Annotated in this window: 23 protein-coding genes and 1 other RNA gene; 15 read left to right on the top strand and 9 right to left on the bottom strand. The window is 69.4% G+C overall.

What is annotated here, in order from left to right; all coding sequences use genetic code 11:
* Nucleotides 1–10 precede the first annotated feature (10 nt).
* A complete protein-coding gene (locus tag ASG72_RS04835) occupies nt 11–784 on the bottom strand; it encodes an enoyl-CoA hydratase (RefSeq protein ID WP_056709979.1) in 774 nt (257 codons plus the stop codon).
* 149 nt (nt 785–933) lie between these two features.
* On the opposite strand from ASG72_RS04835, the gene ASG72_RS04840 reads away from it, so the two are divergent.
* Complete coding sequence (locus ASG72_RS04840; RefSeq protein WP_056709534.1) at nt 934–1,389, top strand: GFA family protein; 456 nt, start codon at nt 934–936, stop codon at nt 1,387–1,389.
* Here ASG72_RS04840 and mutM read toward each other — a convergent pair.
* Nucleotides 1,374–2,264 (bottom strand): bifunctional DNA-formamidopyrimidine glycosylase/DNA-(apurinic or apyrimidinic site) lyase, encoded by an 891-nt coding sequence (gene mutM / locus ASG72_RS04845; RefSeq protein ID WP_056709535.1) that lies wholly within the window; start codon nt 2,262–2,264, stop codon nt 1,374–1,376. The two genes, ASG72_RS04840 and mutM, sit on opposite strands and share 16 nt — an antisense overlap.
* Before the next feature lie 99 nt (nt 2,265–2,363).
* Here mutM and ubiE point away from each other — a divergent pair, with 99 nt between their 5' ends.
* From ubiE to ASG72_RS04885, 8 genes are all read left to right on the top strand, one after another.
* On the top strand, nt 2,364–3,125 hold the full coding sequence (gene ubiE / locus ASG72_RS04850) for a bifunctional demethylmenaquinone methyltransferase/2-methoxy-6-polyprenyl-1,4-benzoquinol methylase UbiE (RefSeq protein WP_056709537.1): 762 nt from the start codon (nt 2,364–2,366) through the stop codon (nt 3,123–3,125).
* Between the two features lie 19 nt (nt 3,126–3,144).
* Entirely contained in the window at nt 3,145–4,701 is a 1,557-nt protein-coding gene (gene ubiB, locus ASG72_RS04855; RefSeq protein ID WP_056709540.1) for a 2-polyprenylphenol 6-hydroxylase, read from the top strand.
* Between the two features lie 64 nt (nt 4,702–4,765).
* Nucleotides 4,766–6,220 carry an AMP nucleosidase gene (locus tag ASG72_RS04860; RefSeq protein WP_244488695.1) on the top strand — a complete coding sequence of 485 codons (1,455 nt, stop codon included), beginning with the start codon at nt 4,766–4,768 and terminating at the stop codon, nt 6,218–6,220.
* Between the two features lie 101 nt (nt 6,221–6,321).
* The gene (gene coaBC, locus ASG72_RS04865; RefSeq protein ID WP_056709544.1) at nt 6,322–7,590 is read left to right on the top strand and encodes a bifunctional phosphopantothenoylcysteine decarboxylase/phosphopantothenate--cysteine ligase CoaBC; all 1,269 of its coding nucleotides are present in this window, start codon (nt 6,322–6,324) and stop codon (nt 7,588–7,590) included.
* Complete coding sequence (dut, locus tag ASG72_RS04870) at nt 7,587–8,066, top strand: dUTP diphosphatase (RefSeq protein WP_056709546.1); 480 nt, start codon at nt 7,587–7,589, stop codon at nt 8,064–8,066. Before coaBC ends, dut begins: the two co-directional genes overlap by 4 nt.
* Nucleotides 8,063–8,515, top strand: a complete 453-nt coding sequence (locus tag ASG72_RS04875; protein WP_056709550.1) for an Rrf2 family transcriptional regulator — start codon at nt 8,063–8,065, stop codon at nt 8,513–8,515. The genes dut and ASG72_RS04875 overlap by 4 nt, the downstream gene beginning before the upstream one ends.
* 82 nt (nt 8,516–8,597) lie before the next feature.
* On the top strand, nt 8,598–9,584 hold the full coding sequence (gene cysK / locus ASG72_RS04880) for a cysteine synthase A (RefSeq protein WP_056709552.1): 987 nt from the start codon (nt 8,598–8,600) through the stop codon (nt 9,582–9,584).
* A 144-nt stretch (nt 9,585–9,728) separates the two neighbouring features.
* Nucleotides 9,729–10,823 carry a D-alanine--D-alanine ligase family protein gene (locus tag ASG72_RS04885; protein ID WP_056709554.1) on the top strand — a complete coding sequence of 365 codons (1,095 nt, stop codon included), beginning with the start codon at nt 9,729–9,731 and terminating at the stop codon, nt 10,821–10,823.
* Nucleotides 10,824–10,835: 12 nt separating this feature from the next.
* On the opposite strand, the gene ASG72_RS04890 is transcribed toward ASG72_RS04885, so the two are convergent.
* From ASG72_RS04890 to ASG72_RS04900, 3 genes are all read right to left on the bottom strand, one after another.
* Nucleotides 10,836–11,693, bottom strand: coding sequence for a VOC family protein (locus ASG72_RS04890; protein WP_200939888.1), 858 nt, complete (start codon nt 11,691–11,693; stop codon nt 10,836–10,838).
* Nucleotides 11,694–11,823: 130 nt separating this feature from the next.
* On the bottom strand, nt 11,824–13,059 hold the full coding sequence (locus ASG72_RS04895) for an FAD-binding oxidoreductase (protein ID WP_056709555.1): 1,236 nt from the start codon (nt 13,057–13,059) through the stop codon (nt 11,824–11,826).
* Nucleotides 13,060–13,062: 3 nt separating this feature from the next.
* Nucleotides 13,063–14,133: a YihY/virulence factor BrkB family protein gene (locus ASG72_RS04900; RefSeq protein ID WP_156395795.1), complete on the bottom strand. Its 1,071-nt coding sequence runs from the start codon at nt 14,131–14,133 to the stop codon at nt 13,063–13,065.
* 278 nt (nt 14,134–14,411) lie between these two features.
* Here ASG72_RS04900 and ASG72_RS04905 point away from each other — a divergent pair, with 278 nt between their 5' ends.
* Nucleotides 14,412–15,164 carry an outer membrane protein gene (locus ASG72_RS04905; RefSeq protein WP_056709557.1) on the top strand — a complete coding sequence of 251 codons (753 nt, stop codon included), beginning with the start codon at nt 14,412–14,414 and terminating at the stop codon, nt 15,162–15,164.
* A 91-nt stretch (nt 15,165–15,255) separates the two neighbouring features.
* On the opposite strand, the gene recR is transcribed toward ASG72_RS04905, so the two are convergent.
* The 4 genes from recR to ffs all read right to left on the bottom strand — a co-directional run bounded on the left by recR (nt 15,256) and on the right by ffs (nt 18,319).
* Complete coding sequence (gene recR / locus ASG72_RS04910; RefSeq protein WP_056709559.1) at nt 15,256–15,861, bottom strand: recombination mediator RecR; 606 nt, start codon at nt 15,859–15,861, stop codon at nt 15,256–15,258.
* Between the two features lie 55 nt (nt 15,862–15,916).
* Nucleotides 15,917–16,237 carry a YbaB/EbfC family nucleoid-associated protein gene (locus tag ASG72_RS04915; protein ID WP_056709561.1) on the bottom strand — a complete coding sequence of 107 codons (321 nt, stop codon included), beginning with the start codon at nt 16,235–16,237 and terminating at the stop codon, nt 15,917–15,919.
* Between the two features lie 26 nt (nt 16,238–16,263).
* Nucleotides 16,264–18,099, bottom strand: a complete 1,836-nt coding sequence (locus ASG72_RS04920; protein WP_056709563.1) for a DNA polymerase III subunit gamma/tau — start codon at nt 18,097–18,099, stop codon at nt 16,264–16,266.
* A 123-nt stretch (nt 18,100–18,222) separates the two neighbouring features.
* An RNA gene (gene ffs, locus ASG72_RS20225) (signal recognition particle sRNA small type) lies at nt 18,223–18,319 on the bottom strand.
* 320 nt (nt 18,320–18,639) lie between these two features.
* On the opposite strand from ffs, the gene rpmH reads away from it, so the two are divergent.
* From rpmH to yihA, 5 genes are all read left to right on the top strand, one after another.
* Nucleotides 18,640–18,774 (top strand): 50S ribosomal protein L34, encoded by a 135-nt coding sequence (gene rpmH, locus ASG72_RS04925; RefSeq protein ID WP_038364779.1) that lies wholly within the window; start codon nt 18,640–18,642, stop codon nt 18,772–18,774.
* 53 nt (nt 18,775–18,827) lie between these two features.
* On the top strand, nt 18,828–19,274 hold the full coding sequence (gene rnpA / locus ASG72_RS04930; RefSeq protein WP_056709565.1) for a ribonuclease P protein component: 447 nt from the start codon (nt 18,828–18,830) through the stop codon (nt 19,272–19,274).
* Nucleotides 19,275–19,296: 22 nt separating this feature from the next.
* Nucleotides 19,297–21,171, top strand: a complete 1,875-nt coding sequence (yidC, locus tag ASG72_RS04935; protein ID WP_056709983.1) for a membrane protein insertase YidC — start codon at nt 19,297–19,299, stop codon at nt 21,169–21,171.
* A gap of 87 nt (nt 21,172–21,258) precedes the next feature.
* Nucleotides 21,259–21,885, top strand: coding sequence for a CatB-related O-acetyltransferase (locus ASG72_RS04940; RefSeq protein WP_056709567.1), 627 nt, complete (start codon nt 21,259–21,261; stop codon nt 21,883–21,885).
* Nucleotides 21,886–21,893: 8 nt separating this feature from the next.
* On the top strand, nt 21,894–22,559 hold the full coding sequence (gene yihA / locus ASG72_RS04945) for a ribosome biogenesis GTP-binding protein YihA/YsxC (RefSeq protein ID WP_056709569.1): 666 nt from the start codon (nt 21,894–21,896) through the stop codon (nt 22,557–22,559).
* Nucleotides 22,560–22,563 lie beyond the last annotated feature (4 nt).

A 22,563-nucleotide genomic window follows, 5' to 3' on the forward strand; every position in this document is an offset into this window, starting at 1 on the left:
GCCGCCTGCGTCACCGATTCTGGAAATCGGCTTTGCGCTTCTCGGCGAAGGCCGCCATGCCTTCTTTCTGGTCCTGCGTCGCGAAGAGGGCGGAAAAGATCCGCCGCTCGAAGCGCAGCCCCTCGCTCAGCGTCACCTCGAAGGCGCGGTTCACCGCCTCCTTCGCCATCAGCACGGAAGGCAGGGATTTGCCGGCGATACCGTCGGCGGCCTTCATCACTTCGGTCATCAGCTCGGCGAGCGGCACGATGCGGGCGACGAGGCCGGCCCGTTCCGCCTCGGTGGCGTCCATCATCCGGCCGGTGAGGCAGAGATCCATCGCCTTCGCCTTTCCGATCGCCTTGGTCAGGCGCTGCGTGCCGCCGGCGCCGGGGATGACGCCGAGATTGATCTCGGGCTGGCCAAATCTGGCATTGTCGGCGGCGATGATGAAGTCGCACATCATGGCGAGTTCGCAGCCGCCGCCGAGGGCGAAGCCCGCCACGGCGGCGATGATCGGCTTGCGGCGCTGGCCGATGCGGTCCCAATCGGCGAATTTATCGTCGAGATAGGTCTCGGGGAAGCTGCGCGCCTGCATCTCCTTGATGTCGGCGCCGGCGGCGAAGGCCTTTTCCGAACCGGTGATCACCATGCAGCCGATCGCGGGATCGGCCTCGAAACCGTCGATCGCCGCATTGACCTCGGCGATGAGCTGGCCGTTCAGGGCGTTCAGCGCCTGGGGCCGGTTCAGGGTGATGACGCCGACCCTGCCCTTCACCTCGACGAGAATGGTCTCATAAGCCATGCCGGCCTCCCGCTGTTTCTGCCGGGGCAGATGTAGCCGCAGGCGGGGCGGCGGTCCATGCGCGCCGGTGCAGAGCCGGATGGGGCGGCGCCGGCTTGCCCGGGCCTTCCCGATGGTCTTCACTCCCGTCTCCCCATCAGGAAAGAGCCATGCCGGACAGCGCCTCACCCTCCCCATCCGCGCCCGTGACCGGCGGTTGCCTGTGCGGCTCCGTCCGCTTCCGGCTGCGCGGCCCGGTGCTGGCGCGGCGCGCCTGCTGGTGCCGCGACTGTCAGTTCCTCTCCTCCGGCAACACCTCGATCAACCTGATCGTCGCGACCGAGGGCAGCGAGATCACCGGCGAGACCGACGTCTATGAGAGCGACGCCGATAGCGGCAACCGGATGCGGCGCAGCTTCTGCACGCGCTGCGGCACGCCGCTGTTCAGCGCCTCCTCGGGGCGGCCGCAGCTGATGGTGGTGCGGGCCGGGGCCCTCGACGACCCCGAGCTCGGCCGGCCGGAGGGCTTCATCTGGACCGGTTCGGCGCCGAGCTGGGGGCTGATCGACCGCGATCTCGAATGTGTGGCCGGCCAGCCCGGGGCGCCGCCTCAGCCGCGCGGCTGACAGCGCTCGCAATAGAAGGTCGAGCGGCCGGACTGGACGAGGCGCCTGACGGGGGCGCCGCAGCCCGGCGTCGGGCAGGGTTCGCCCTCGCGGTCATAGACGCGGAAGCGATGCTGGAAATAGCCGAGCGACCCGTCGGCATGGGCGAAGTCGCGCAAGGTCGAGCCGCCGGCGGCGACCGCCTCCTCGAGCACCTCGCGGATGATCGCGGCCAGCCTGTGCGCGCTCGCACGCGGACGCCCGGTGGCGGTGGCGAGGCTGCCGGCCGGGGCCTGCGGATGCAGCCCGGCGCGGAACAGCGCCTCGCAGACATAGATGTTGCCGAGACCCGCGACCAGGCGCTGGTCGAGCAGCGCGGCCTTCAGCGGCGCGGCCCGGCCGGCGAAGAGCCGCGCCAGCGTCTCGCCCGAGAGTTCGTTGCCGAGCGGCTCGATCCCCATCGCCCGGAAATGGCCCGTGGTGGCGAGATCGGCGCGCGCCACCAGATCCATGAAGCCGAAGCGGCGCACGTCGTTATAGGTGATGCGGGCGCCGCTGCCGAGATGGAAGACGACATGGTCATGCTGCGGATGCCGGCCGACCTCGCTGTAGAAGGCGCCGGGCTCCACCGGCTTTGTCCCCGGTGCCTCGACCACGAAACGGCCGCTCATCCCGAGATGCATGATCAGCGCCGATCCGTCGTCGAGATCGGCGATCAGATATTTGGCGCGCCGCGACAGCGCCTCGACCCGCCGCCCGGTCAGCCGCGCGACGAAGCGCTCCGGCAGGGGGAAGCGCAGATCGGGCCGGCGCAGCTCGACCGCGGCGATGATCTGCCCGACCAGAGCGGGCTCCAGCCCGCGCCGGACGGTTTCGACCTCGGGAAGTTCCGGCATCTGTCCTTGCGCGCTCCGAGCCTGCGTCGAGACGGGCCGCGACAAGCCCGGACAGTTTCGCTATTCATCGCGGGAGCCAAACACAAGAGCAGCCCGATCGTGACAGCAGCCTCCGACACCACCCATTTCGGCTATGAGACCGTGCCGCTCGCCCAGAAGCAGGCGAAGGTCGACGATGTCTTCCACAAGGTGGCGGGTCGCTACGATCTGATGAACGACCTGATGTCGGGCGGGCTGCACCGGATCTGGAAAGATGCGCTGATCACCACGCTGAAACCGGCGCGGGACCGGCCCTTCCACCATCTCGACGTCGCCGGCGGCACGGGGGACGTCGCTTTCCAGGTGCTGGAGGCCGCCGGCCCGCAGGCCGACGTCACGGTGCTCGACATCAATGCCGAGATGCTGAGCGTCGGGCGCGAGCGTGCGCAGCGGCGCTTTCCCGGGGATGGGCGCATCCGCTTCGTGCAGGGCAATGCCGAGGCGCTCGCTCTGCCGGAGGGGCATTTCGACGCCTATACGATCGCCTTCGGCATCCGCAACGTGCCGCAGATCGACCTCGCTTTGGCGGAGGCCCATCGCGTGCTGAAGCGCGGCGGGCGCTTCCTCTGCCTCGAATTCAGCCATGTCGACGTGCCGCTGCTCGACAGGATCTACGAGGCCTATTCCTTCAACGTGATCCCGCCGATGGGGCGGATGGTGACCGGCGAGGCCGAGCCCTACCAATATCTGGTGGAATCGATCCGCAAATTCCCGAAGCCGCAGGCTTTCGCCGCGATGATGGAGGAGGCGGGGTTCCGCCGCGCGCGCTACACGCCGATGACCGGCGGGGTGGTGGCGCTGCATTCGGGCTGGAAGCTGTGACGCGCATTCCGGCCCGCTCATGATCGCCTCGCTGTTCCACATCGCCCGCACCGCGCGGATCGGGTTCGTGCTGGCCCGTGAGGGCGCGCTGGCGCTGGTCGATCCCTCGGTGCTGCCGCCGCTGGCGCGCGGCGCGATCCGGCTCGGGCGGCTGATCGAGCGGCCGGGCGCCGGCTCTTCGGCGACGCGGCTGGCCGCGGCGCTGGAGCGGCTGGGGCCGAGCTACGTCAAGTTCGGCCAGTTCCTGGCGACGCGGCCCGATGTCGTGGGCATGCGGATCGCCGCCGATCTCTCGGCGCTCCAGGACCGGATGCCGCCCTTCCCGATGGAGCAGGCGCGGGCCACGATCGCCGCCGCCCATGGGCTGCCGGCCGAGCAGGTCTTCGCCGAATTCGGCCCGCCCGTCGCCGCCGCCTCGATCGCGCAGGTGCATCGGGCGCGGCTGAAGGATGGGCGCGAGGTCGCGGTGAAGGTGCTGCGGCCGGGCATTCGCGACCGGTTCCAGCGCGATCTCGCGGCCATGCGCTTCGGCGCGGAATGGGCCGAGCGGCGCTCGGCGGAAGCACGCCGGCTGCGCTTTTCCGGCGTCGTCGACACGCTGGCGCGCTCGGTGACGATGGAGATGGATCTGCGGCTGGAAGCCGCCGCGCTCTCCGAATTCGCCGAGAACACCCGCGAGGATGCCGATTTCCGGGTGCCGGAGCCGGATTGGCAGCTGACCGCGCGCGAGATGCTGGTCGATGAATGGATCGACGGGGTGCGCCTGTCGGACATCGCCGGGCTGCAGGCGGCGGGGCATGATCTCGTCGCGCTGGCGCAGACGGTGATCCAGTCCTTCCTGAAACACGCGATCCGCGACGGCTTCTTCCATGCCGACATGCATCCGGGCAATCTCTTCGTCGATGCGCAGGGCCGCCTCGTCGCGGTCGATGGCGGCATCATGGGGCGGCTTGGCCCCAAGGAGCGGCGCTTCCTGGCGGAGATCCTGCTCGGCTTCATCCAGCGCGACTATACCCGCGTCGCCGAGGTGCATTTCGAGGCGGGCTATGTTCCGGCTCATCATTCGGTCGCGGATTTCGCCCAGGCGATCCGCGCCGTCGGCGAGCCGATCCACGACCGCAGCGCCGACCAGATCTCGATGGCCAAGGTGCTGACCCTGCTCTTCGAGATCACCGGCCTGTTCGACATGGCGACGCGCACCGAGCTCGTCATGCTGCAGAAGACAATGGTGGTGGTCGAGGGCGTGGCGCGCACGCTCGATCCGCATCTCGACATGTGGACCACGGCCGAGCCCGTGGTGCGCGACTGGATCACTCGCAATCTCGGGCCGATCGGCAAGATCGAGGATGCCGGGCGCGGCGCGAAATCGCTGCTCTTCAGCCTGGCCGCCCTGCCCGACACGGTCGCGCGCGCCGAGCGCGTGCTGGGCCAGATCGAGGATGCGTCGCGGCGCGGCTTCGCGCTCGACGAGCGCAGCATCGAGGCGATCGGACGCGCCGAGGCGCAGCGCAATCGCTGGGGCAACTGGGCGCTCTGGGTCATCGCGGCGCTCGTCGCCATCGCCGTCTTCGGCTGACGCTGCGGTTTTCCTGCACCCCGGCTTGCTCTAGGCTGGGCGCAACCAGAGGATGCCAGCCGCGATGCGTTTCGAGACCGCCGCCACGCCCGAAGCCGCCGTCGACCGGCTGGAGGCGCTGTACGAACAGGCGAAGACGGCTCTGCGCGGCGATCTGCACCATTTCTTCGCGACCGGCGAGCCGCCCGACGCCGCCAAGCGCAGCCTCTACCGCTACCCGCTGCTGCGCGTGACCTATGCGCCGTCGCAGCTGCCGGCCGCGACCCGGCGCGGCTACGCGAAATTCGCCGCGCCCGGGGTCTATTCCACCACGGTGACGCATCCGCAGGAGTTCCGCGCCTATCTGCTCGACCAGCTGCGCCCGCTGGTGGCCGAATATGGCGCGACGCTCGAGACCGGGGTCAGCCAGCAGGAAATCCCCTATCCCTATGCGCTGGAAGGCGGGGACGAGCTCGGCCGCGGCAAGGTGACGGCCGCCGAGCTGGCGCGGCATCTCCCGACGCCGCTGCTCTCGCTGGTCGGGGACGAGATCGCCGACGGCACCTTCGAACTGGTGGATGGCGAGCCGCGGCCCCTGTCGCTGTTCGATGCGGTGCGCGTCGATTATTCGCTGCGACGGCTGGTGCATTACACCGGCACGGATTGGCGGGCGGTGCAGCCCTGGGTGCTGCTGACGAATTATCACCGCTATGTCGACCAGTTCGTGCGGCTCGGCCTGGCCGAGATCGAGGCCGGGACGGCGCAGGCGCTGGTGACGCCGGGCGGGGTGCGGATCGAGCGCGACGGGATCGACGTCAGCGCCGCCGAGCGGGTGATGGCGGCCCCCTGGCACCGTTTCCAGATGCCGGCCTACCACCTGATCCGCGAGACCGGCCAGGGCGTGACCCTGATCAATATCGGCGTCGGCCCCTCCAACGCCAAGAACATCACCGATCATCTCGCGGTGCTGAGGCCCAATTGCTGGCTGATGGTCGGCCATTGCGGCGGGCTGCGGCAGACGCAGATCATCGGCGACTACGTGCTCGCCCATGCCTATCTGCGCCAGGACCACATCCTGGACGAGCTGGTGCCGCCGGAGGTGCCGATCCCGGCGCTGGCCGAGGTGCAGGTCGCGCTGCAGCAGGCGGCGGCGGAGATCACCGGGGAGAGCGGCGACCGGCTGAAGAACCGGCTGCGCACCGGCACGGTGGTGACGCAGGACGACCGCAACTGGGAACTGCGCTGGACCAAGGAGCGCCGCCGCATCAACCTGTCGCGCGCCATCGCGGTCGACATGGAATCGGGCACCATCGCCGCCCAGGGCTACAGGCTGCGCGTGCCCTATGGCACGTTGCTCTGCGTCTCCGACAAGCCGCTGCATGGCGAGATCAAGCTGCCGGGCGCCGCCAACGCCTTCTATGAGCGTGCGGTGAGCGAGCATCTGCGCATCGGCCTCGCGGCGCTGGAGAAGCTGAAGGAGGCGGGCTCGACCATCCATTCCCGCAAGCTCAGGAGCTTCGACGAGCCGCCCTTCCGCTAGCCGCGCCGCTTGCTGCGCCCCCCCCGCGCTGCCAGGCCGGCTGCCGATGACAGGCCGGCCCGGCTGATGCTACGACACTGCCGTCGCGTATCCGGAGCCTCATGCCCTTGCCACCCTCCCGCTCGATCCTGCTGATCATCGGCGGCGGCATCGCCGCCTATAAATGCCTCGAGCTGATCCGGCGGCTCAAGGATCGCGGCATCGCCACCCGCGCCATCCTGACCAAGGCCGGGGCGCAGTTCGTGACCCCCCTCGCCGTGTCGTCACTGGCGGGCGAGCGCTGCTTCACCGATCTGTTCTCGCTGACGGACGAGGCCGATATCGGCCATATCGCGCTGTCGCGCTCGACGGACCTGCTCGTGGTGGCCCCGGCCACGGCCGATCTGATGGCGAAGATGGCGACCGGGCTCGCCAATGATCTCGCCTCCACCGCGCTGCTCGCTACCGACAAGCGCGTGCTGATCGCGCCGGCGATGAACCCGCGGATGTGGGACCATCCGGCGACGCGCCGCAACCTCGCCCAGCTGCGGAAGGACGGCGTCCTCGTCGTCGGGCCGAATGCCGGGGCGATGGCCGAGCGCGGCGAGAGCGGGGTCGGGCGGATGGCGGAGCCGGCCGAGATTTTGGCCGCGATCGAGCTCGCTCTGGCCGGCGAGCCGGCTTTGGAACCGCGCGCCATCGGCTTTCTCGGGCGGATCGCCGATGGCGGAGGCCAGGCGCTGGCCGGCCGCCATGTGCTGGTGACTTCGGGGCCGACGCATGAGCCGATCGACCCGGTGCGCTACATCGCCAATCGCTCCTCGGGCAAGCAGGGCCATGCCATCGCCGCGGCCGCCGCCGCGGCGGGGGCGAAGGTGACGCTCGTCTCCGGGCCGGTGAAACTGCCCGATCCACCCGGCGTGACCACGCTCCATGTCGAATCGGCGCGGGAGATGCTGGCGGCGGTGGAACAGGCGCTGCCCGCGGACATCGCGATCTTCGCCGCGGCCGTCGCGGATTGGCGGGTCGCCGATGCCGCGCCGGAAAAGCTGAAGAAGGGCGAGGCCGGCACGCCGGCGCTGGCGCTGGTCGAGAATCCCGACATTCTGCGCAGCGTCGCGCAGCGCTCCGAGGGGCGCCCGGCTCTGGTGGTCGGCTTCGCGGCCGAAACCGAGACCGTGCTCGATCACGCCCGCGCCAAGCTCGCCCGCAAGGGCTGTGACCTGATCGTCGCCAATGATGTCGGCGGTACCGGGGTGATGGGCGGCGACGCCAATACCGTGCATCTGGTCTCGGCCGCCGGCGTCGAGACCTGGCCGACCCTGCCCAAGGATGAGGTGGCGCAGCGGCTCGTCGCCCATCTCGCGCGGCTGACGGGGCGCAAGCCGTGAGCACGCGGATCGCGGTGCGCCGCCTGCCGCATGCCGCGGACCTGCCGCTGCCCGCCTATGAGACGGCGGGCGCCGCCGGTCTCGACCTGCGCGCCGCTCTCGGTGCCGGGCAGAGCCTCACCCTGTCGCCCGCCGCACAGGTGCTGGTGCCGACGGGGCTGATGCTGCAATTGCCAGAGGGGTTCGAGGGCCAGGTCCGGCCGCGCTCCGGCCTCGCCGCCCGACATGGCGTCACCGTGCTGAACGCGCCCGGGACGGTCGACAGCGATTATCGCGGCGAGGTCAAGGTCATCCTGATCAACCATGGCCGGGCCGCCGTCACCATCGGCCATGGCGACCGCATCGCGCAGCTGGTGATCGCGCCCGTGACCCGCGTCAGCCTGGTCGAGAGCGAGACGCTCGACGCGACGGCGCGGGGCGCGGGCGGCTTCGGCTCCACCGGCATGATCGAGACCAGCAAGGGGACGTCGTCGTGAATCTGCTCTCGCGCCGCAGCCTGCTCGCCATTGCGGCCGTCGTCGACATCGCGCTGCATGCGCGGCCGAGCCCCGTCGCCGCAAAGATGCTGGCGGCGCGGCACGACCTGCCGCCCCGCCATCTCGAGACCCTGCTGCAGGCGCTGGTGCGCGTCGGCATCCTCAAAGGGGTGCGCGGCCCGCGCGGCGGCTACGAGCTCGCCCGCGAGCGCCGCCGGATCACCGCCGGCGACATCGCGCGCGCCGCGATGCAGGAGGCCGGCGACGACGTGCTGGGCCCGCTGCCGAAATCGGCGCTGATCGACGCGGTGATCGGGCCGCAGGTCGGCCGCGCGGGCGAAGCCTTCCTGGCCGTGCTCGACGGCGTCACCGTGGAGGATCTGTGCCGGGAGGCGGAGGGCAGCGCGCTGGTGCGCGGGCAGGAACCCCTGGCTGATTTCACAATCTGAAATGTGATTTATTTAATTTATCGACAGATGACGTGAATAGGCGTAGCCTGGCTCCATCGAAGCTCGCTTCAGGAGAGCCCCCATGGCCGAAGCCGCCCGCAAGCTCACCCCCGCCCCGCTGAAATCCCCCGGCCGCGGCCGGGTCTACGAGTCGATCACCGATACGATCGGCGATACGCCGCTGGTCAGGCTGAACAGGTTGCCGGCCGAACGTGGCGTCAAGGCGACGATCCTGGCCAAGCTCGAATTCTTCAACCCGATATCGAGCGTCAAGGACCGTATCGGCGTCAACATGATCGACGCGCTGGAGGCCTCCGGCGCGCTGAAGCCGGGCGGGACACTGATCGAGCCGACCTCGGGCAATACCGGCATCGCCTTGGCGTTCGTCGCGGCGGCCCGCGGCTACCGCCTGATCCTGGTGATGCCGGAGACGATGTCGATCGAGCGCCGCAAGATGCTGGCGCTGCTCGGCGCCGAGCTGGTGCTGACGCCGGGGCCGGGCGGCATGCGCGGCGCCGTGGCGCGCGCCGAGGAGCTGAAGGCCGAGATCCCGGGCGCGATCATTCCGCAGCAATTCGAGAACCCGCATAATCCGGAGATCCACCGCCACACCACGGCCGAGGAGATCTGGAACGACACCGAAGGCCGGGTCGACATCTTCATCTCCGGCGTCGGCACGGGGGGCACAATCACCGGCGTCGGCCAGGTGCTGAAGCAGAAGAAGCCCGGCGTGCAGATCGTCGCGGTCGAGCCGGAGGATTCGCCGGTGCTCTCGGGCGGCGCGGCCGGTCCTCACAAAATCCAGGGCATCGGCGCCGGCTTCGTGCCGGGCGTGCTCGACCGCTCGGTGATCGACGAGGTGGTCACGGTCGGCAACCAGACCGCCTTCGAGACCTCGCGGGCGCTGGCCAAGTCGGAGGGTATCCCGGCCGGCATCTCCTCGGGCGCGGCGATCGCCGCGGCGCTCGAGGTCGGCGCGAGGCCCGAAAACGCCGGCAAGACCATCGTGGTGATCATCCCCTCCTTCGCCGAGCGCTATATTTCGAGCGCGCTGTTCGAAGGGCTCTGAGTCCCGAACAAGAGCATTCGCAAAAGCCTCGCGAATCTGATCTGACCATCGTGGCGCGGGCGCCTTGCCCGCGCCGCGATCCGCCTGCCGATCGGACGGGGATCGCCGAGCGCAGCGACGGTCCGAGCCGGGGGGTCATCGATCATGGACGAGCGCAGGTTGAGGGTCGCGATCCTCTTCGGGGGGCGATCGGCCGAACATGACGTGTCGCGCGCCTCGGCGGCGAATGTGCTGCGCTCGCTCGATCCGCAGCGCTACGAGCCGGTGCTGGTCGCCATCACCCGCGACGGGCGCTGGATCCAGGCCGATGCCGGCAATGGCGCCGGGACCGGGGCTTCCGCGCTCGCCGTGCCGGAAGACGGGCCGCGTCTCGCCCTCGTCCCCGGCGGTCGCGGGCGGGTCATGGCCGAGACCGGCGAGATCCGGGGCTTCGACGCGGTGTTTCCCGTGCTGCACGGGCCGCATGGCGAGGATGGCACGGTGCAGGGTGCGCTCGAGCTCGCCGATGTGCCCTATGTCGGATCGGGCGTCGTCGGCTCCGCCGCGGCCATGGACAAGGATGTCGCCAAGCGCCTGCTGCGCGATGCCGGCCTGCCCAGCGCGCGCTTCATCACGCTGAAGGCGCCGGCGACGATCGGCTATGACGAGGCCGTGGTGGCGCTGGGCTCCACCGAGCTTTTCGTCAAACCCGCCAATATGGGCTCCTCGGTCGGCGTCTCGCGGGCGCATTCGGCGGAGACGTTCGCGGCGGCCTGCGCGGAGGCCTTCCGCTTCGACCGCAAGATCCTGGTCGAGGAAGGCGTGCCCGGCGTGCGCGAGATCGAATGCTCGGTGCTGGAGGATGCGCAGGGCCGCTTGCGCGCCTCGGCGCTGGGCGAGATCGTGCCGCATGGCAAGCACGGCTTCTACTCCTACACCGCGAAATACACCGATGCGGAGGGGGCGGCGCTGATGATCCCGGCGCGGCTGACCCCGGAGCTGACCGAGACCTTCCAGGCGCTGGCGATCCGCACCTTCGAGACCTTGTGCTGCGAGGGCATGGCCCGGATCGACTTCTTCCTGAGCGGCGAGCGGATCCTCGTCAACGAGGCCAATACCCTGCCGGGTTTCACCGATATCAGCATGTATCCGAAGCTGTGGGAGGCGAGCGGGCTGACGCAGAGTGCCCTGATGGATGTGCTGATCGGCCATGCGCTGGCCCGCCATGAGCGCGCCGCCAGCGTCTCCGTCCACCGCTGACCCGCGCGGCGGTCAGCGCCGCAACACCAGCCGGTTGCCCCAGGGATCGGCGATGGCGGGCCCCTCGTCCGTCTCGGTGCCGCCGGCCTCCAGCATCCTCGCCCGCAGCGCCGCGAAGGCCTCGGCGTCGCGCGCCTGCAGCGCGACATGAGCGAGCCCCGCCTCGCCTTCGCGACGTGGCCCGGCGCCGCGGCTGTTCCAGACATTGGCGGCGATGTGGTGGTGATAGCTGCCCGTCGCCATGAAGCTCGCGCCGGGATAGCGCAGCATCAGCGCGAAGCCGAGCCGGCCGACATAGAAGGCTTCCGCGGCTGAGGTATCGCCGACACGCAGATGGACATGGCCCATCCGGGTGCCCGCCGGCAGCGCTGCACCGGGCTCGTCCCGTGCCTCGGCGAGCAGGGCCTGCAGGTCGAGCCGCTCCGTCGCCATGCGGATCGCGCCGTCCTCGCGCGGCCATTCCGCCCGGGCCCGGTCGCGATAGATCTCGATGCCGTTGCCCTCGGGATCGGAGAGATAGAGCGCCTCGCTGACCAGATGGTCGGATGCGCCCTCCAGGACGACACCCGCCCGGGCGGCATGAGCGAGCCAATCCGCGAGCGCCTGCCGGGAGGGCAGTAGCAAGGCGAGGTGGAACAGGCCGGCGGGCGAGCTCGGCCGGGAGGCGCCGGGCAGCAGCGTAACGAGCAGCACGCCGTCGATGCCGAGCGCGACCTCGTCCTGCGATTGCGACAGCACGGAGAGCCCGATCCTGTCGCGGTAGAAGGCGGTCAGCGCCGGCAGGTCGAAGACGCGCAGGGCGACCGCGCCGATATGGACCGGCGCATCATGCGCCTCCGGCGTCGCAGGCCGCTCGGCCGTCATGCTCATCCGTTCAGCCCGCATCGCCACCTCCCGCCGCGGCGAGCCGCCGCTGCCTCGAAGATGGCGAGCGCAGCCGGGCTTGTCGCCCTCCAGTCCGGCAAAGATGCGATTGCGCCGCCGCAATCACCGCCGCCCGTCAGAGCGGGTGCGGCCGGTCGATGGCGAAATGGCGGAACCAGGGCCGTTCCTCGCCGGCGATCAGGGCACCGAGCAGGCGGGAGGCGAGAAAGCTGAAGGTGATGCCGTTTCCGCCATAGCCATAGGCGGCCAGCATGCGCGGCTGGCCGGGCACCCGGCCGATCAGCGGCAGCCCGTCGGCGGTCTTGCCGAAGGCGCCCGACCAGTGATGGCTGACGCGGGAATCGGCGGCCGGGAGCAGCGCCCGCAGCTTCTCCTGCAAAGCGGCCGTCTTGGCATCGGCCTGCGCCTCGCGGCGGGCGGGGTCGTCATGCTCCTCATCCTCGCCGCCGAAGACGATGCGGCCCTCGCTCGTCGTGCGGCAATAGACATAATCCTCGCTCGCTTCCCAGATCAGCGCGCGGCTCGGCCAGAGCCCCTGCGGCCCCTGCGGCACCGTGGCCAGGGCCCAGCTCGACGCGATCTGGTGGAGGTCGCTGACCACGCAATCGGGCATGACATAGCCGGTCGCGAGCACGACATGCTCGGCCTCGATCACCTGCCCGCCCGACAGGATCACGGCCGCCGCATTCGCGGTTCCGTCGAAGCTCACGGCCTCGTCGCGCAGGATCCTCGCACCGCGGCGGGCGGCGACATCGAGCAGCGCATGGCAGAGGCTGAGCGGATCGGCCTCGGCCGAGCCGGGCGAGACGATCGCCGCCTCGCGGTCGAGCCCGAAATTGGCGAGCAGGGTCGGGTGGTCCAGCAGCAGGCCGGGCAGGCCGGCCCGGTGACGCAGCTCGGATTCCTCCTGCAATTCGCGCCGGCCGATCTCGCCCGAGGAGAGGTAGATTGTGTCGCGCGGCAGAAAATTGCAGGACAGGCCCAGTTCGCCGGCGAGATCGGTCAACCCCGCGACGGCGCTGAAGCTGCGCCTGTAGACATCGGCCGCGGCCTCGAAACCATAGAGCGCGGCGAGGCGACGCAGGGGCAGGTCGATTTCCCATTGCAGCATCGCCGTGCTGGCCAGGGTGCTGCCGAAGCCGGCGCGCTCGCGGTCGACGAGGACGACGTCGCGCCCCATCGCGGTCAGATGCTCGGCCATCATGCAGCCGGTGATGCCGCCGCCGATGATCGCGACCTCGCAGCGCAGATCCGCCTGCGGCGCGGCACCGACGGGACGGGTGACGCCGGCGAGCCAGGGCGGGTTGCCGCTCCGCAGATCGGCATGGCGGGTGGTATCGGGATCGAGCAAGGGTCACTCCTCTGCGACGGGCGGTCCGAGCGTGTCGGCCATGGTGGCGCCGCGCAGGCCCATCGGCTTCGGGCGGCCAATGGTGGAATCGCGGGCGGTCTGATGTTCCAGCTCCGCGTTGAACTCGGCCCCCGCCAGCACGATCATCGCGGACAGCCAGAGCCAGGTCATGAAGACGACCACCGTCGCCAGCGAGCCATAGGTGGCGGTGTAGTTGCCGAGCGTGCTGACATACCAGGAGAAGGCCCAGGAGGCGGCGCCCCAGAGCAGCGCCGCGGCGAAGGCGCCCGGCAGCACCCAGGAGAAGCGCGCGGGATGGCGGCTGGGGCCGATCCAGTACAGCGTCGCGATCGACAGCATCGCCACCATGAAGAAGGCCGGCCAGCGCACGAGGCGGACGATGCGCTCGAGGTTGAACTGGAAGGGGAACAGCGCGGTGATCACCGGCACGCTGGCGATGACGATGAGTGCGATCATCAGCAGGAAGACGCCGCTGATCGTGGTCAGGAAGGAGACGATGTTGAGCTTGACGAAGCTGCGCTTCTCGCTCTCGCGATAGATGATGTTGAGCGCGTCGAAGATCGCCTTCACCGCGGCGTTCGCGCTCCAGGCGGCGACGAGAAAGCTGATGATGAAGGTCAGCGACAGGGTCGAGACGTTCTGCAGGGCGAGGCGCATCGCCTGTTCGTGGATCAGGTCGCGCGCCGCCTGCGGGAACACGGTGGTGAGCCCGTCGAGCTGGGCCGCGATGGTGGAGGGGTCGGTGAAGAAGCGGTAGACGGTGACGAACAGCGAGAGCGCCGGCACCATCGAGAGCAGCGCGAAGAAGGCGACCGCACCGGCCAGCGACATCAGCCGGTTCTCGATGACGTTGTCGGCGAAGCGGAGCATCACGTCCTTCCAGCCGAGCCAGGTCATGTCGAGCGGCGAGCATGCGGCGCGCCCGCGCGCGACCTCCTCCTCCGCCTGGCCGAAGCGGCGCTGGATGCGCTCCAGCGCATAGCCCAGCGCGACGCCGATCCCGGCCGCACCGGTCACACGCTTCAGGAAGGTGGGAAGCTTGGTCTCAGCCATCGGCCCGGTGTCTCCGCCGCTCGAGCGGCAGCCTGCCAGCAACGGCAGCCCGCTCCAAATGTTCCTGCCTGCGGCAGAGTGCGCAAAGGCGCCACGGGCCCGGCCGCCGCAGCCCGCGGGCGCTCGCCACTTGTGGCTTAGCCGATTGTTAACCTTAACGCTTTCATATGAAGCCAGACCGTGGCGTGCGACGAACGCGCGGGAGGGTCCAGCCGGCCGCGACGGCAGCGCGCAGCGCGAGGCCGGGCCACCGATTCCGTCCGAGAGTAGAGATCGCGATGAGAACGCATCTGAGACGCGCGCTGGCCACCCTGATGATCCTGGGCAGCGGCGCCGTATCGGCGGCCGATCTGCCGTCCTCCAAGCTTCTGCCGATGGCGCCGCCGCTGCCGAGCTTCTTCGACTGGACCGGCTTCTATGCCGGCCTGCAGATCGGCCATTCCTGGGGCCAGGACAGAACCCAGCAATTCGTCACCGCCGGCCGCGTGCCGCTGCGCGCCGATTCGATCCATGATCACAGCGCCGACAGCCTGGTCGGCGGCGGGCATCTCGGCTTCAACTACCAGATGGGCGCGCTCGTCCTCGGTGTCGAAGGCGATCTGGAGGCCAGCAATGCCAGCGGCGGCTTCGACGATCCGGGCGGACGCCCCGGCCCCGTGGTCGATCCCGGCGGCATCGTCCGCGTCAAACAGGATTGGCAGGGCTCTGTCCGGGCCCGCCTCGGCTACGCCTTCGACCGGCTGATGGTCTACGGCTCGGGCGGCGTCAGCTTCTCGCGCTTCGAATACAGCTATTTCAACCCGCTCCCGGCGGTGAATGCCGGCGAGGGCGGAAAATTCTCGCGCACCGGCTGGACGGTCGGCGCCGGCGCGAATTACGCGATGTCCGACACCATCATCCTCGGCCTCGACTATCGCTATACCGATTACGGCCGCTTCGACTATACCGCCCGCGGCGCCTTTCTCGGCCTGACCGCCGAGCACAACCCGCGCACCCATGCGCTCCGGGCCAGCGTCGCCTACAAATTCTGACGCCGCTTTTCGCGATTTTGCGCCCCGACTCGCTCCGGCTTCGGCCGGCTGCGAGCGGGGCGCTCTCGTATGGAAATCGGAGCGTGCTGCCTCAGAAGCCGGTGCGCTGGCGGATCGCCGCGGCGAGGGTGCCGTCGTCGAGATAGTCGAGCTCGCCGCCGACGGGGACGCCATGGGCGAGCTTCGTCACCCTGACCGGCAGATGCGCCAGCGCATCCGTGATGAAATGCGCGGTGGTCTGGCCGTCGACCGTGGCGTTGAGCGCCAGGATGATCTCCTTGACCCGCGGATCGGCCGCGCGCGTCACCAGCTGATCCAGGGTCAAATGCTCGGGCCGCACCCCGTCGAGCGCCGAGAGCACGCCGCCCAGCACATGGTAGCGCCCGGCGACGGCGCCCGACCGTTCCAGCGCCCAGAGATCGGCGATATCGGCGACGACCACGATCTGGCTGTCGTCGCGGCGCGGATCGCAGCAGAGCGAACAGGGGTCGCTGGTGTCGATATTGCCGCAGCTCCGGCAGACGACGATGCGCTCCCGCGCCACCGCCATCGCTTCCGCCAAAGGCCCGAGCAGCGCCTCCCGCTTCTTGACCAGATGGAGGGCGGCGCGCCGCGCCGAGCGCGGCCCGAGCCCCGGCAGCCGCGCCAGCAACTGGATCAGCCGCTCGATCTCGGGGCCGGCGATGGCGCGCGACATCAAATCTTCCTGGCGAGGAGCGAGGGGCGTAGCGTGGCGGTGCGCCGGGACGCGCTCAGAACAGCTTCATGCCGGGCGGGATCGGCAGGCCCTTGGTGATCTCGGCCATGCGCTCGCCCATCACGCGCTCGGCGCGGGTGCGGGCATCGCTGCAGGCCGCGACGATCAGATCCTCCAGGATCTCGCGCTCGTCCGGCACCATCAGCGCGGGGTCGATCGCCACGGCCTTCAGCGCGCCCTTGGCGGTCATGGTGACCTTGACCATGCCGCCGCCGGCCGCGCCCTCCACCTCGATCGTGTCGAGCTCGGCCTGAACATCGGCCATCTTCTGCTGCATCTGCTGCGCCTGCTTCATCAGGCCCATCATGTCGCGCATGGTCTTATCGCCTCCTGTCCGGTCGCTCAGAAATCGATGCCGTCGAAATCGGGCTCGCTATCGTCGAACAGCGGCTCGCCATCCGAGAGATAGGCATCCTCGGCTTCGACGCCAGGGGCCGGCTCTGGCGCCGCCGCCCGGGGATCGCGGACATCGACGATGCGCGCACCGGGAAAGCGCTCGAGCACCGCCCTGACGGCGGGGTGGGAGGCGGCGTCGCTCTCGCGCCGCCCCTTCAGCGCCTCCGCCTGTTCGCGCAGCGTGGCGCCGCCCTCGGCGGTCACCACCGCGACCATCCAGGTCTGGCCGGTCCAGTCCTTGAGCTTGCGCGAGAGATCGGTGGCGAGGTGGCGCGGCGCACCGGGCGTCAGCGAGAATTCTATGCGGCCGGGCTCGAACCGCACCGGGCGGACATCGCGCTCCAGCGCCAGCTTCAAGGTGATGTCGCGGTTCTGCGAGGCGAGCGCCACCACATCCTCCAGCGAGGCGAGCTGCACCAGCGGCGCCGCCTGCGCCTGCGCCTGCGGCAGCGGGTTGGCGCTGGCCAGGACCGGGCGCGCCGCCAGCGCGGTGTTGCCGCCGCCGGCCGGGGGACGGGGGGCGGAGCCGCCGCCGGGGCTGGCGGGAACCGCCCCGCCCCCGTCGCGCAGCAGCTTCAGCGCCTCGTCCGGCGTCGGCAGATCGGCGGCATGGGCGAGGCGCACCAGCACCATCTCCGCCGCCATGATCGGCCGGTCCGCCTGCTTCACCTCGGCGATGCCCTTCAGCAGCATCTGCCAGCTGCGGGCCAGTACGCGCACGGAGAGCCGCTCGGCGAAATCCCCGCCGCGCACCCGCTCGGCCTGGCTCAGCGCATCGTCGCGCGCGGCTTCGGGGACGAGCTTGAGCCGGGTCACCAGATGGGTGAATTCGGCGAGATCGCCCAGCACCACGGCGGGATCGGCGCCGGCATCGTATTGGGCGCGCAGCTCGCCGAGGGCGGCCGCGATCTCGCCCTTCATCACGCTCTCGAAGAGATCGATGATGCGGGCGCGGTCGGCGAGGCCGAGCATCGCGCGGACATCCTCCAGCGTGATCGCGCCCGCGGCATGGGCGATCGCCTGGTCGAGGATCGAGAGGGAATCGCGGACCGAGCCTTCCGCGGCGCGGGCGATGGCGGCGAGCGCCTCCGGCTCGGCCTCGACGGCCTCGGTGCGGCAGAGGTTCGAGAGATGCGAGACCAGCACGCCCGCCTCGACCCGGCGCAGATCGAAGCGCTGGCAGCGCGAGAGCACGGTGATCGGCACCTTGCCGATCTCGGTGGTGGCGAAGATGAATTTGGCGTGGGGCGGCGGCTCTTCCAGCGTCTTGAGCAGGGCGTTGAAGGCCTGCGTCGTCATCATATGGACTTCGTCGATGATGTAGACCTTGTAGCGCGCCGAGACCGGGGCGTAGCGCACCGCGTCGTTGATCTGGCGGACATTGTCGACGCCGTTGTTGGAGGCGGCGTCGATCTCCATCACGTCGATATGGCGGCCCTCGATGATGTCCAGGCAATGGATGCCGAAATCGCGGAGCTCGGTGGTCGGTGCGCCGCCGCCATCGGCGGTCTGGAAATTCAGGGCCCGCGCCAGGATGCGGGCGGTGGTGGTCTTGCCGACGCCGCGGACGCCGGTGAGCATCCAGGCCTGGGGGATGCGGCCCGAGGCGAAGGCGTTGGTCAGGGTGCGCACCATCGCATCCTGGCCGATCAGATCGCCGAAATGCGCGGGGCGGTATTTGCGGGCGAGGACGCGATAGGGCGCGGCCGGAGCGCTCGGCGCCGGTGCCGGCGCGAAGCCGGCGAAGCCCGGCTCTTCGGCAGTGTCGATTGCGTCTGTCATCCGACTGCTTTCGCCAATCGCGAGGCGGCGGTCAACGCCGGATGCCGCCAGAGCCTGGCAGTTGCGGCGCTTCCCCAGGCAGCGTTTGCCCGGGCGGCGTCGCCGCAGGCCGCGAGGCGGCACGGTGGGAGGCTGGACGAAGACCCGTTCGGTCTCGTTAGGGCTGCTTCCTTCCGGACCTGACCCGGTTGGCGAGTGAGACGTCCCTCGCCAACCTCCCGGGCGCTATATCGGGGATGTCGCGGCGAGTTGCAAGCCGGCGTCCGCATGCGCATGGTCCGTGAGGGCGCGCCCGAACCGTCTCCACGCAGAAGGACGCCGTCATCGCGAGCCGGAGCCGCCGTTTGCGAGATCGCGGCTGCTGCAGCGACGTCGCAGCCGGCCGGTTCGGCATTGACTTGGGCCATGCCATCCGTCATAAGCCCGCCACTTGCGCAGCCTCACGGGCGGCGCGGAGATTTTTGCATGACAGGCTCGGCAGGCCAGGCTTTCCCCGGAAGGCTGCGGCCGCGATGCTGACGAGGCCCCCGGAGTCGGACCGTGAAAAGAACCTATCAACCCAGCAAGCTGGTGCGCAAGCGCCGCCACGGCTACCGCGCCCGCATGGCGACCAAGGGTGGCCGCAAGGTCATCGCCGCCCGCCGGGCGCATGGTCGCAAGCGCCTGTCGGCCTGAGCCGCGGGCGCGTGAGGGCGACGCGCCGTTTTGACGAAGATTGGCACAGCGCCATGCGTCCAGACCGCCCGACCCGTCTCTCACGGCTGAAGCAACGCAAGGATTTTCTGGCGGCGGCCGCTCATGGCCGCCGCTTTCGTTCGTCCGCCTTCTCCGCCCAGGTGCGCGACGCCGCGCCGGAGGAGGGGCAGGACGGTCTGCGGCTCGGCCTCACCGCCTCGCGCAAGACCGGCAATTCGGTGAAGCGCAACCGCATTCGCCGCAGGCTGCGCGCCGCGGCCGCGATCGCGCTCGCAGCGCAGGCCGGCCGCCCCTGCGACATCGTGGTGGTCGCCCGTCCCGAGACGCTGACCGCGCCCTTCCCGCTTCTCGTCGCCGAGCTGTCCGTGGCGCTCGACCGCGCCCGGCCGGCGAAGCCCGGCGCCGCCGACCGCGAGCGACGCCGCAAGCCTGCAGACGGCGCAGCGCCCGTCCAAACCCCGCGCCCCGACCGGGCCTGAGCGAGACCGATTTTCGATCATGATGAAAGAAGACAATCGCAACCTGCTTCTCGCGATCACCCTCTCGGTGGTCGTCCTGCTCGGCTGGCAGTATTTCTACGGCGTGCCGCAGGCCGAGAAGCAGAAGCAGATCGCGCAGCAGAACCAGCAGGCGCAGTCGACGCCGCTGCCGGGCCAGGCCGTGCCGGCCCCCGGCACCGCGCCCGGCCAGCCGGCGAGCGCGCCCGGGACCGCCGCGCCGGCGGCGCTGACGGCCGAGACCCGCGAGCAGGCGCTGGCGCGCAGCCCGCGCATCAGGATCGAAACCCCGAAGATCCAGGGCTCGATCTCGCTGACCGGCGCCCGCATCGACGACGTCTCGCTCAAGGCCTATCGCGAGACCGTCTCCGCCGACAGCCCGAACATCGTGCTGCTCTCGCCGCTCGGCGGCCCGAACCCGTATTATTCCGATTTCGGCTGGGTGGCCGGGCCGGGCAGCAACGTCGCCCTGCCCAACGCCACGACGCTGTGGACGGCTGATGCGCAGATCCTGCGTCCCGGCACGCCGCTGACGCTGAGCCACGACAATGGCCAGGGACTGATCTTCAAGCGCGTCATCACCATCGACGACAATGCGATGTTCACCATCCGCGACGATGTGGAGAACCGCTCGGGCGCGCCGGTGACGCTGTTCCCCTATGGCCAGGTGGTGCGCCAGGGCAAGCCGCCGACCCTCGGCTATTACGTCCTGCACGAGGGCATGATCGGCAATCTCGGCGAGCAGGGGCTGCAGGAATACACCTATGACCATGTCGACAAGGAGCCGCTGCTGGCGCCGGGCACGCATGGCAAGGTCTGGAAGGACGCCGTCGGCGGTTTCGTCGGCATCACCGACAAATATTGGGCGGCCGCCGTCGTCCCCGACCAGGCGCGCAAATATGAGGGGCGCTATTCCTCGGTCCAGACCGGCAGCCAGCGCACCTATCAGGCGGATTTCCTGGCCGAGCCGGTGACCATCGCGGCCGGGGCCAGCGGCGGCGTGCAGGCCAGGCTCTTCGCCGGCGCCAAGGAAGTCGCCGCGATCGACGGCTATGAGAAGACGCTCGGCATCAAGCGTTTCGAGCTGCTGATCGACTGGGGCTGGTTCTATTTCATCACCAAGCCGATGTTCTATGTGATGGACTGGATCTACAAGCATGTCGGCAATTTCGGCATCGCCATCCTGGTCGTCACCCTGCTGCTCAAGGGCCTGTTCTTCCCCCTCGCCTCGAAATCCTATGCCTCGATGGCGAAGATGAAGGCGGTGCAGCCGGAGATGATGGCGATCCGCGAGCGCTATGCCGACGACAAGATGAAGCAGCAGCAGGCTCTGATGGAGCTGTACAAGACCCAGAAGATCAACCCGATCGCGGGTTGCTGGCCGGTGCTGCTGCAGATCCCGGTGTTCTTCGCGCTCTACAAGATCCTGTTCGTCACCATCGAAATGCGGCATGCGCCGTTCTTCGGCTGGATCCGCGATCTCGCCGCGCCGGATCCCACCTCGATCTTCAACCTGTTCGGGCTCCTGCCCTTCGCCGTGCCGGCCTTCCTGCTGATCGGCGCCTGGCCGATCCTGATGGGCATCACGATGTTCGTGCAGATGAAGATGAATCCGGAGCCGCCGGATCCGGTCCAGAAGATGATGTTCACCTGGATGCCGGTGTTCTTCACCTTCCTGCTCGGTTCGTTCCCGGCCGGGCTGGTGATCTACTGGACCTGGAACAACCTGCTCTCGATCCTCCAGCAGGGCTACATCATGCGCAAGCACGGTGCGAAGATCGAGCTCTTCGACAATCTCAAGGGCATGTTCGGCAAGAAGCCGGCCGTTGCAGCCGCCGTCCCGGCACCGGGCAAGCCGGCGAATAGTAACAAGAAATGAGCGGAGCGAGTGGCGAATGGCGAATGGCGAAGGCCGCGCCACTCGCCACTCGCTATTCGCCATTCGCTATTCGCTATTCGCCCCCCGATGTCCCTCCCCGATCCGCTGACCCGCCACCCCATCGCCGGCTGGAAAGGCACCGCCTTCCTGCGCGCGATCGTCGATGATCCGCGGATCGAGGTCGGGGATTACAGCTATTACGACGATTCCCGCGGCCCCGAACATTTCGTCGCGCGCTGCGTGCGCTATCATTTCGACGCCGTCGGCGACCGGCTGATCATCGGCCGCTTCGTCGCCATCGCCCAGGCGGCCCAGTTCATCATGAACGGCGCCAACCATCCGATGGGCGGGTTCTCCACCTATCCGTTCCAGATGTTCGGCGTGGCCGGCGCGCCCGATGTGACGGCGCTGCCGCATCGCGGCGACACCGTGATCGGCCATGACGTCTGGATCGGCCGCGAGGCGGTGATCATGCCGGGAGTGCGCATCGGCGAGGGCGCGATCATCGGGACGCGGGCGCAGGTGGCGGCTGACGTGCCGCCCTATGCGGTGGTGGTCGGCAATCCCGGCCGGGTGGTGCGGATGCGGTTCCCGCCGGAGATCGTCGCCGAGCTTCTCGCCATCGCCTGGTGGAACTGGGACGCCGACAGGATCGGCCGGAATGTGCGGGCGATCGCGGCCGCCGACATCGACGCGCTGCGCGCGGCCGTGTAGGGAAGGGCATGACCAGCAGCCTGACCACGCCCTATGCGCCCGAGGAGATCGAGGCGGCCCGCAAGCTTTTCGAAGGTCCCTGGGACTTCGTCTGGGCCTCGACCCGGCATGACGATCTGCCGCCGATGGTCGGCCAGGAGATCGCCTTCGCGGGCCGCTCCAATGTCGGCAAATCCAGCCTGATCAACGCGATCACCCGGCGCAACGCGCTGGCGCGGACCTCGCATACGCCCGGCCGGACGCAGCAGCTCAATTTCTTCCGCCAGGTCGGGCATGACGAGCGGCTGACCATCGTCGACATGCCCGGCTATGGCTATGCCGCCGTCGGACGCGACAAGGTCGCGGCCTGGACCAATCTGATCCATGAATATCTGCGCGGACGCTCCAATCTGATGCGCGTCTATGTGCTGATCGACGCCCGCCATGGGCTGAAGGATGTCGACGGCGCCGTGCTGGAGACGCTCGACAAGGCGGCGGTCTCCTATCAGATCGTGCTCACCAAGGGCGATGCGATCAAGAAGGCCGATCAGCAATTCATGGTCGAGGCGACTTATGACGAGATCAAGCGCCGGCCCGCCGCCTTCCCCGAAGTGCTGCTGACCTCCAGCGAGAGCGGCCTGGGGATCCCGGAGCTGCGCGCCGCGATCGGCCGGGTCCTGGCTGAGCGGGCATGAGGCC

The sequence above is a fragment of the Allobosea sp. Leaf344 genome, assembly GCF_001426225.1.
Classification (GTDB): domain Bacteria; phylum Pseudomonadota; class Alphaproteobacteria; order Rhizobiales; family Beijerinckiaceae; genus Allobosea.

Coding starts and splice junctions, on each gene's coding strand:
- cysK (WP_056709552.1), top strand. CDS start 8,598: ATGGCCGAAGCCGCCCGCAAGCTCACCCCCGCCCCGCTGAAATCCCCC.
- ASG72_RS04885 (WP_056709554.1), top strand. CDS start 9,729: ATGGACGAGCGCAGGTTGAGGGTCGCGATCCTCTTCGGGGGGCGATCG.
- ASG72_RS04835 (WP_056709979.1), bottom strand. CDS start 784: ATGGCTTATGAGACCATTCTCGTCGAGGTGAAGGGCAGGGTCGGCGTC.
- ASG72_RS04915 (WP_056709561.1), bottom strand. CDS start 16,237: ATGCGCGACATGATGGGCCTGATGAAGCAGGCGCAGCAGATGCAGCAG.
- rnpA (WP_056709565.1), top strand. CDS start 18,828: ATGCGTCCAGACCGCCCGACCCGTCTCTCACGGCTGAAGCAACGCAAG.
- ubiB (WP_056709540.1), top strand. CDS start 3,145: ATGATCGCCTCGCTGTTCCACATCGCCCGCACCGCGCGGATCGGGTTC.
- yihA (WP_056709569.1), top strand. CDS start 21,894: ATGACCAGCAGCCTGACCACGCCCTATGCGCCCGAGGAGATCGAGGCG.
- ASG72_RS04900 (WP_156395795.1), bottom strand. CDS start 14,133: ATGGCTGAGACCAAGCTTCCCACCTTCCTGAAGCGTGTGACCGGTGCG.
- ASG72_RS04905 (WP_056709557.1), top strand. CDS start 14,412: ATGAGAACGCATCTGAGACGCGCGCTGGCCACCCTGATGATCCTGGGC.
- yidC (WP_056709983.1), top strand. CDS start 19,297: ATGAAAGAAGACAATCGCAACCTGCTTCTCGCGATCACCCTCTCGGTG.
- ASG72_RS04890 (WP_200939888.1), bottom strand. CDS start 11,693: ATGAGCATGACGGCCGAGCGGCCTGCGACGCCGGAGGCGCATGATGCG.
- coaBC (WP_056709544.1), top strand. CDS start 6,322: ATGCCCTTGCCACCCTCCCGCTCGATCCTGCTGATCATCGGCGGCGGC.
- recR (WP_056709559.1), bottom strand. CDS start 15,861: ATGTCGCGCGCCATCGCCGGCCCCGAGATCGAGCGGCTGATCCAGTTG.
- ASG72_RS04860 (WP_244488695.1), top strand. CDS start 4,766: ATGCGTTTCGAGACCGCCGCCACGCCCGAAGCCGCCGTCGACCGGCTG.
- mutM (WP_056709535.1), bottom strand. CDS start 2,264: ATGCCGGAACTTCCCGAGGTCGAAACCGTCCGGCGCGGGCTGGAGCCC.
- ASG72_RS04940 (WP_056709567.1), top strand. CDS start 21,259: ATGTCCCTCCCCGATCCGCTGACCCGCCACCCCATCGCCGGCTGGAAA.
- ASG72_RS04920 (WP_056709563.1), bottom strand. CDS start 18,099: ATGACAGACGCAATCGACACTGCCGAAGAGCCGGGCTTCGCCGGCTTC.
- ASG72_RS04840 (WP_056709534.1), top strand. CDS start 934: ATGCCGGACAGCGCCTCACCCTCCCCATCCGCGCCCGTGACCGGCGGT.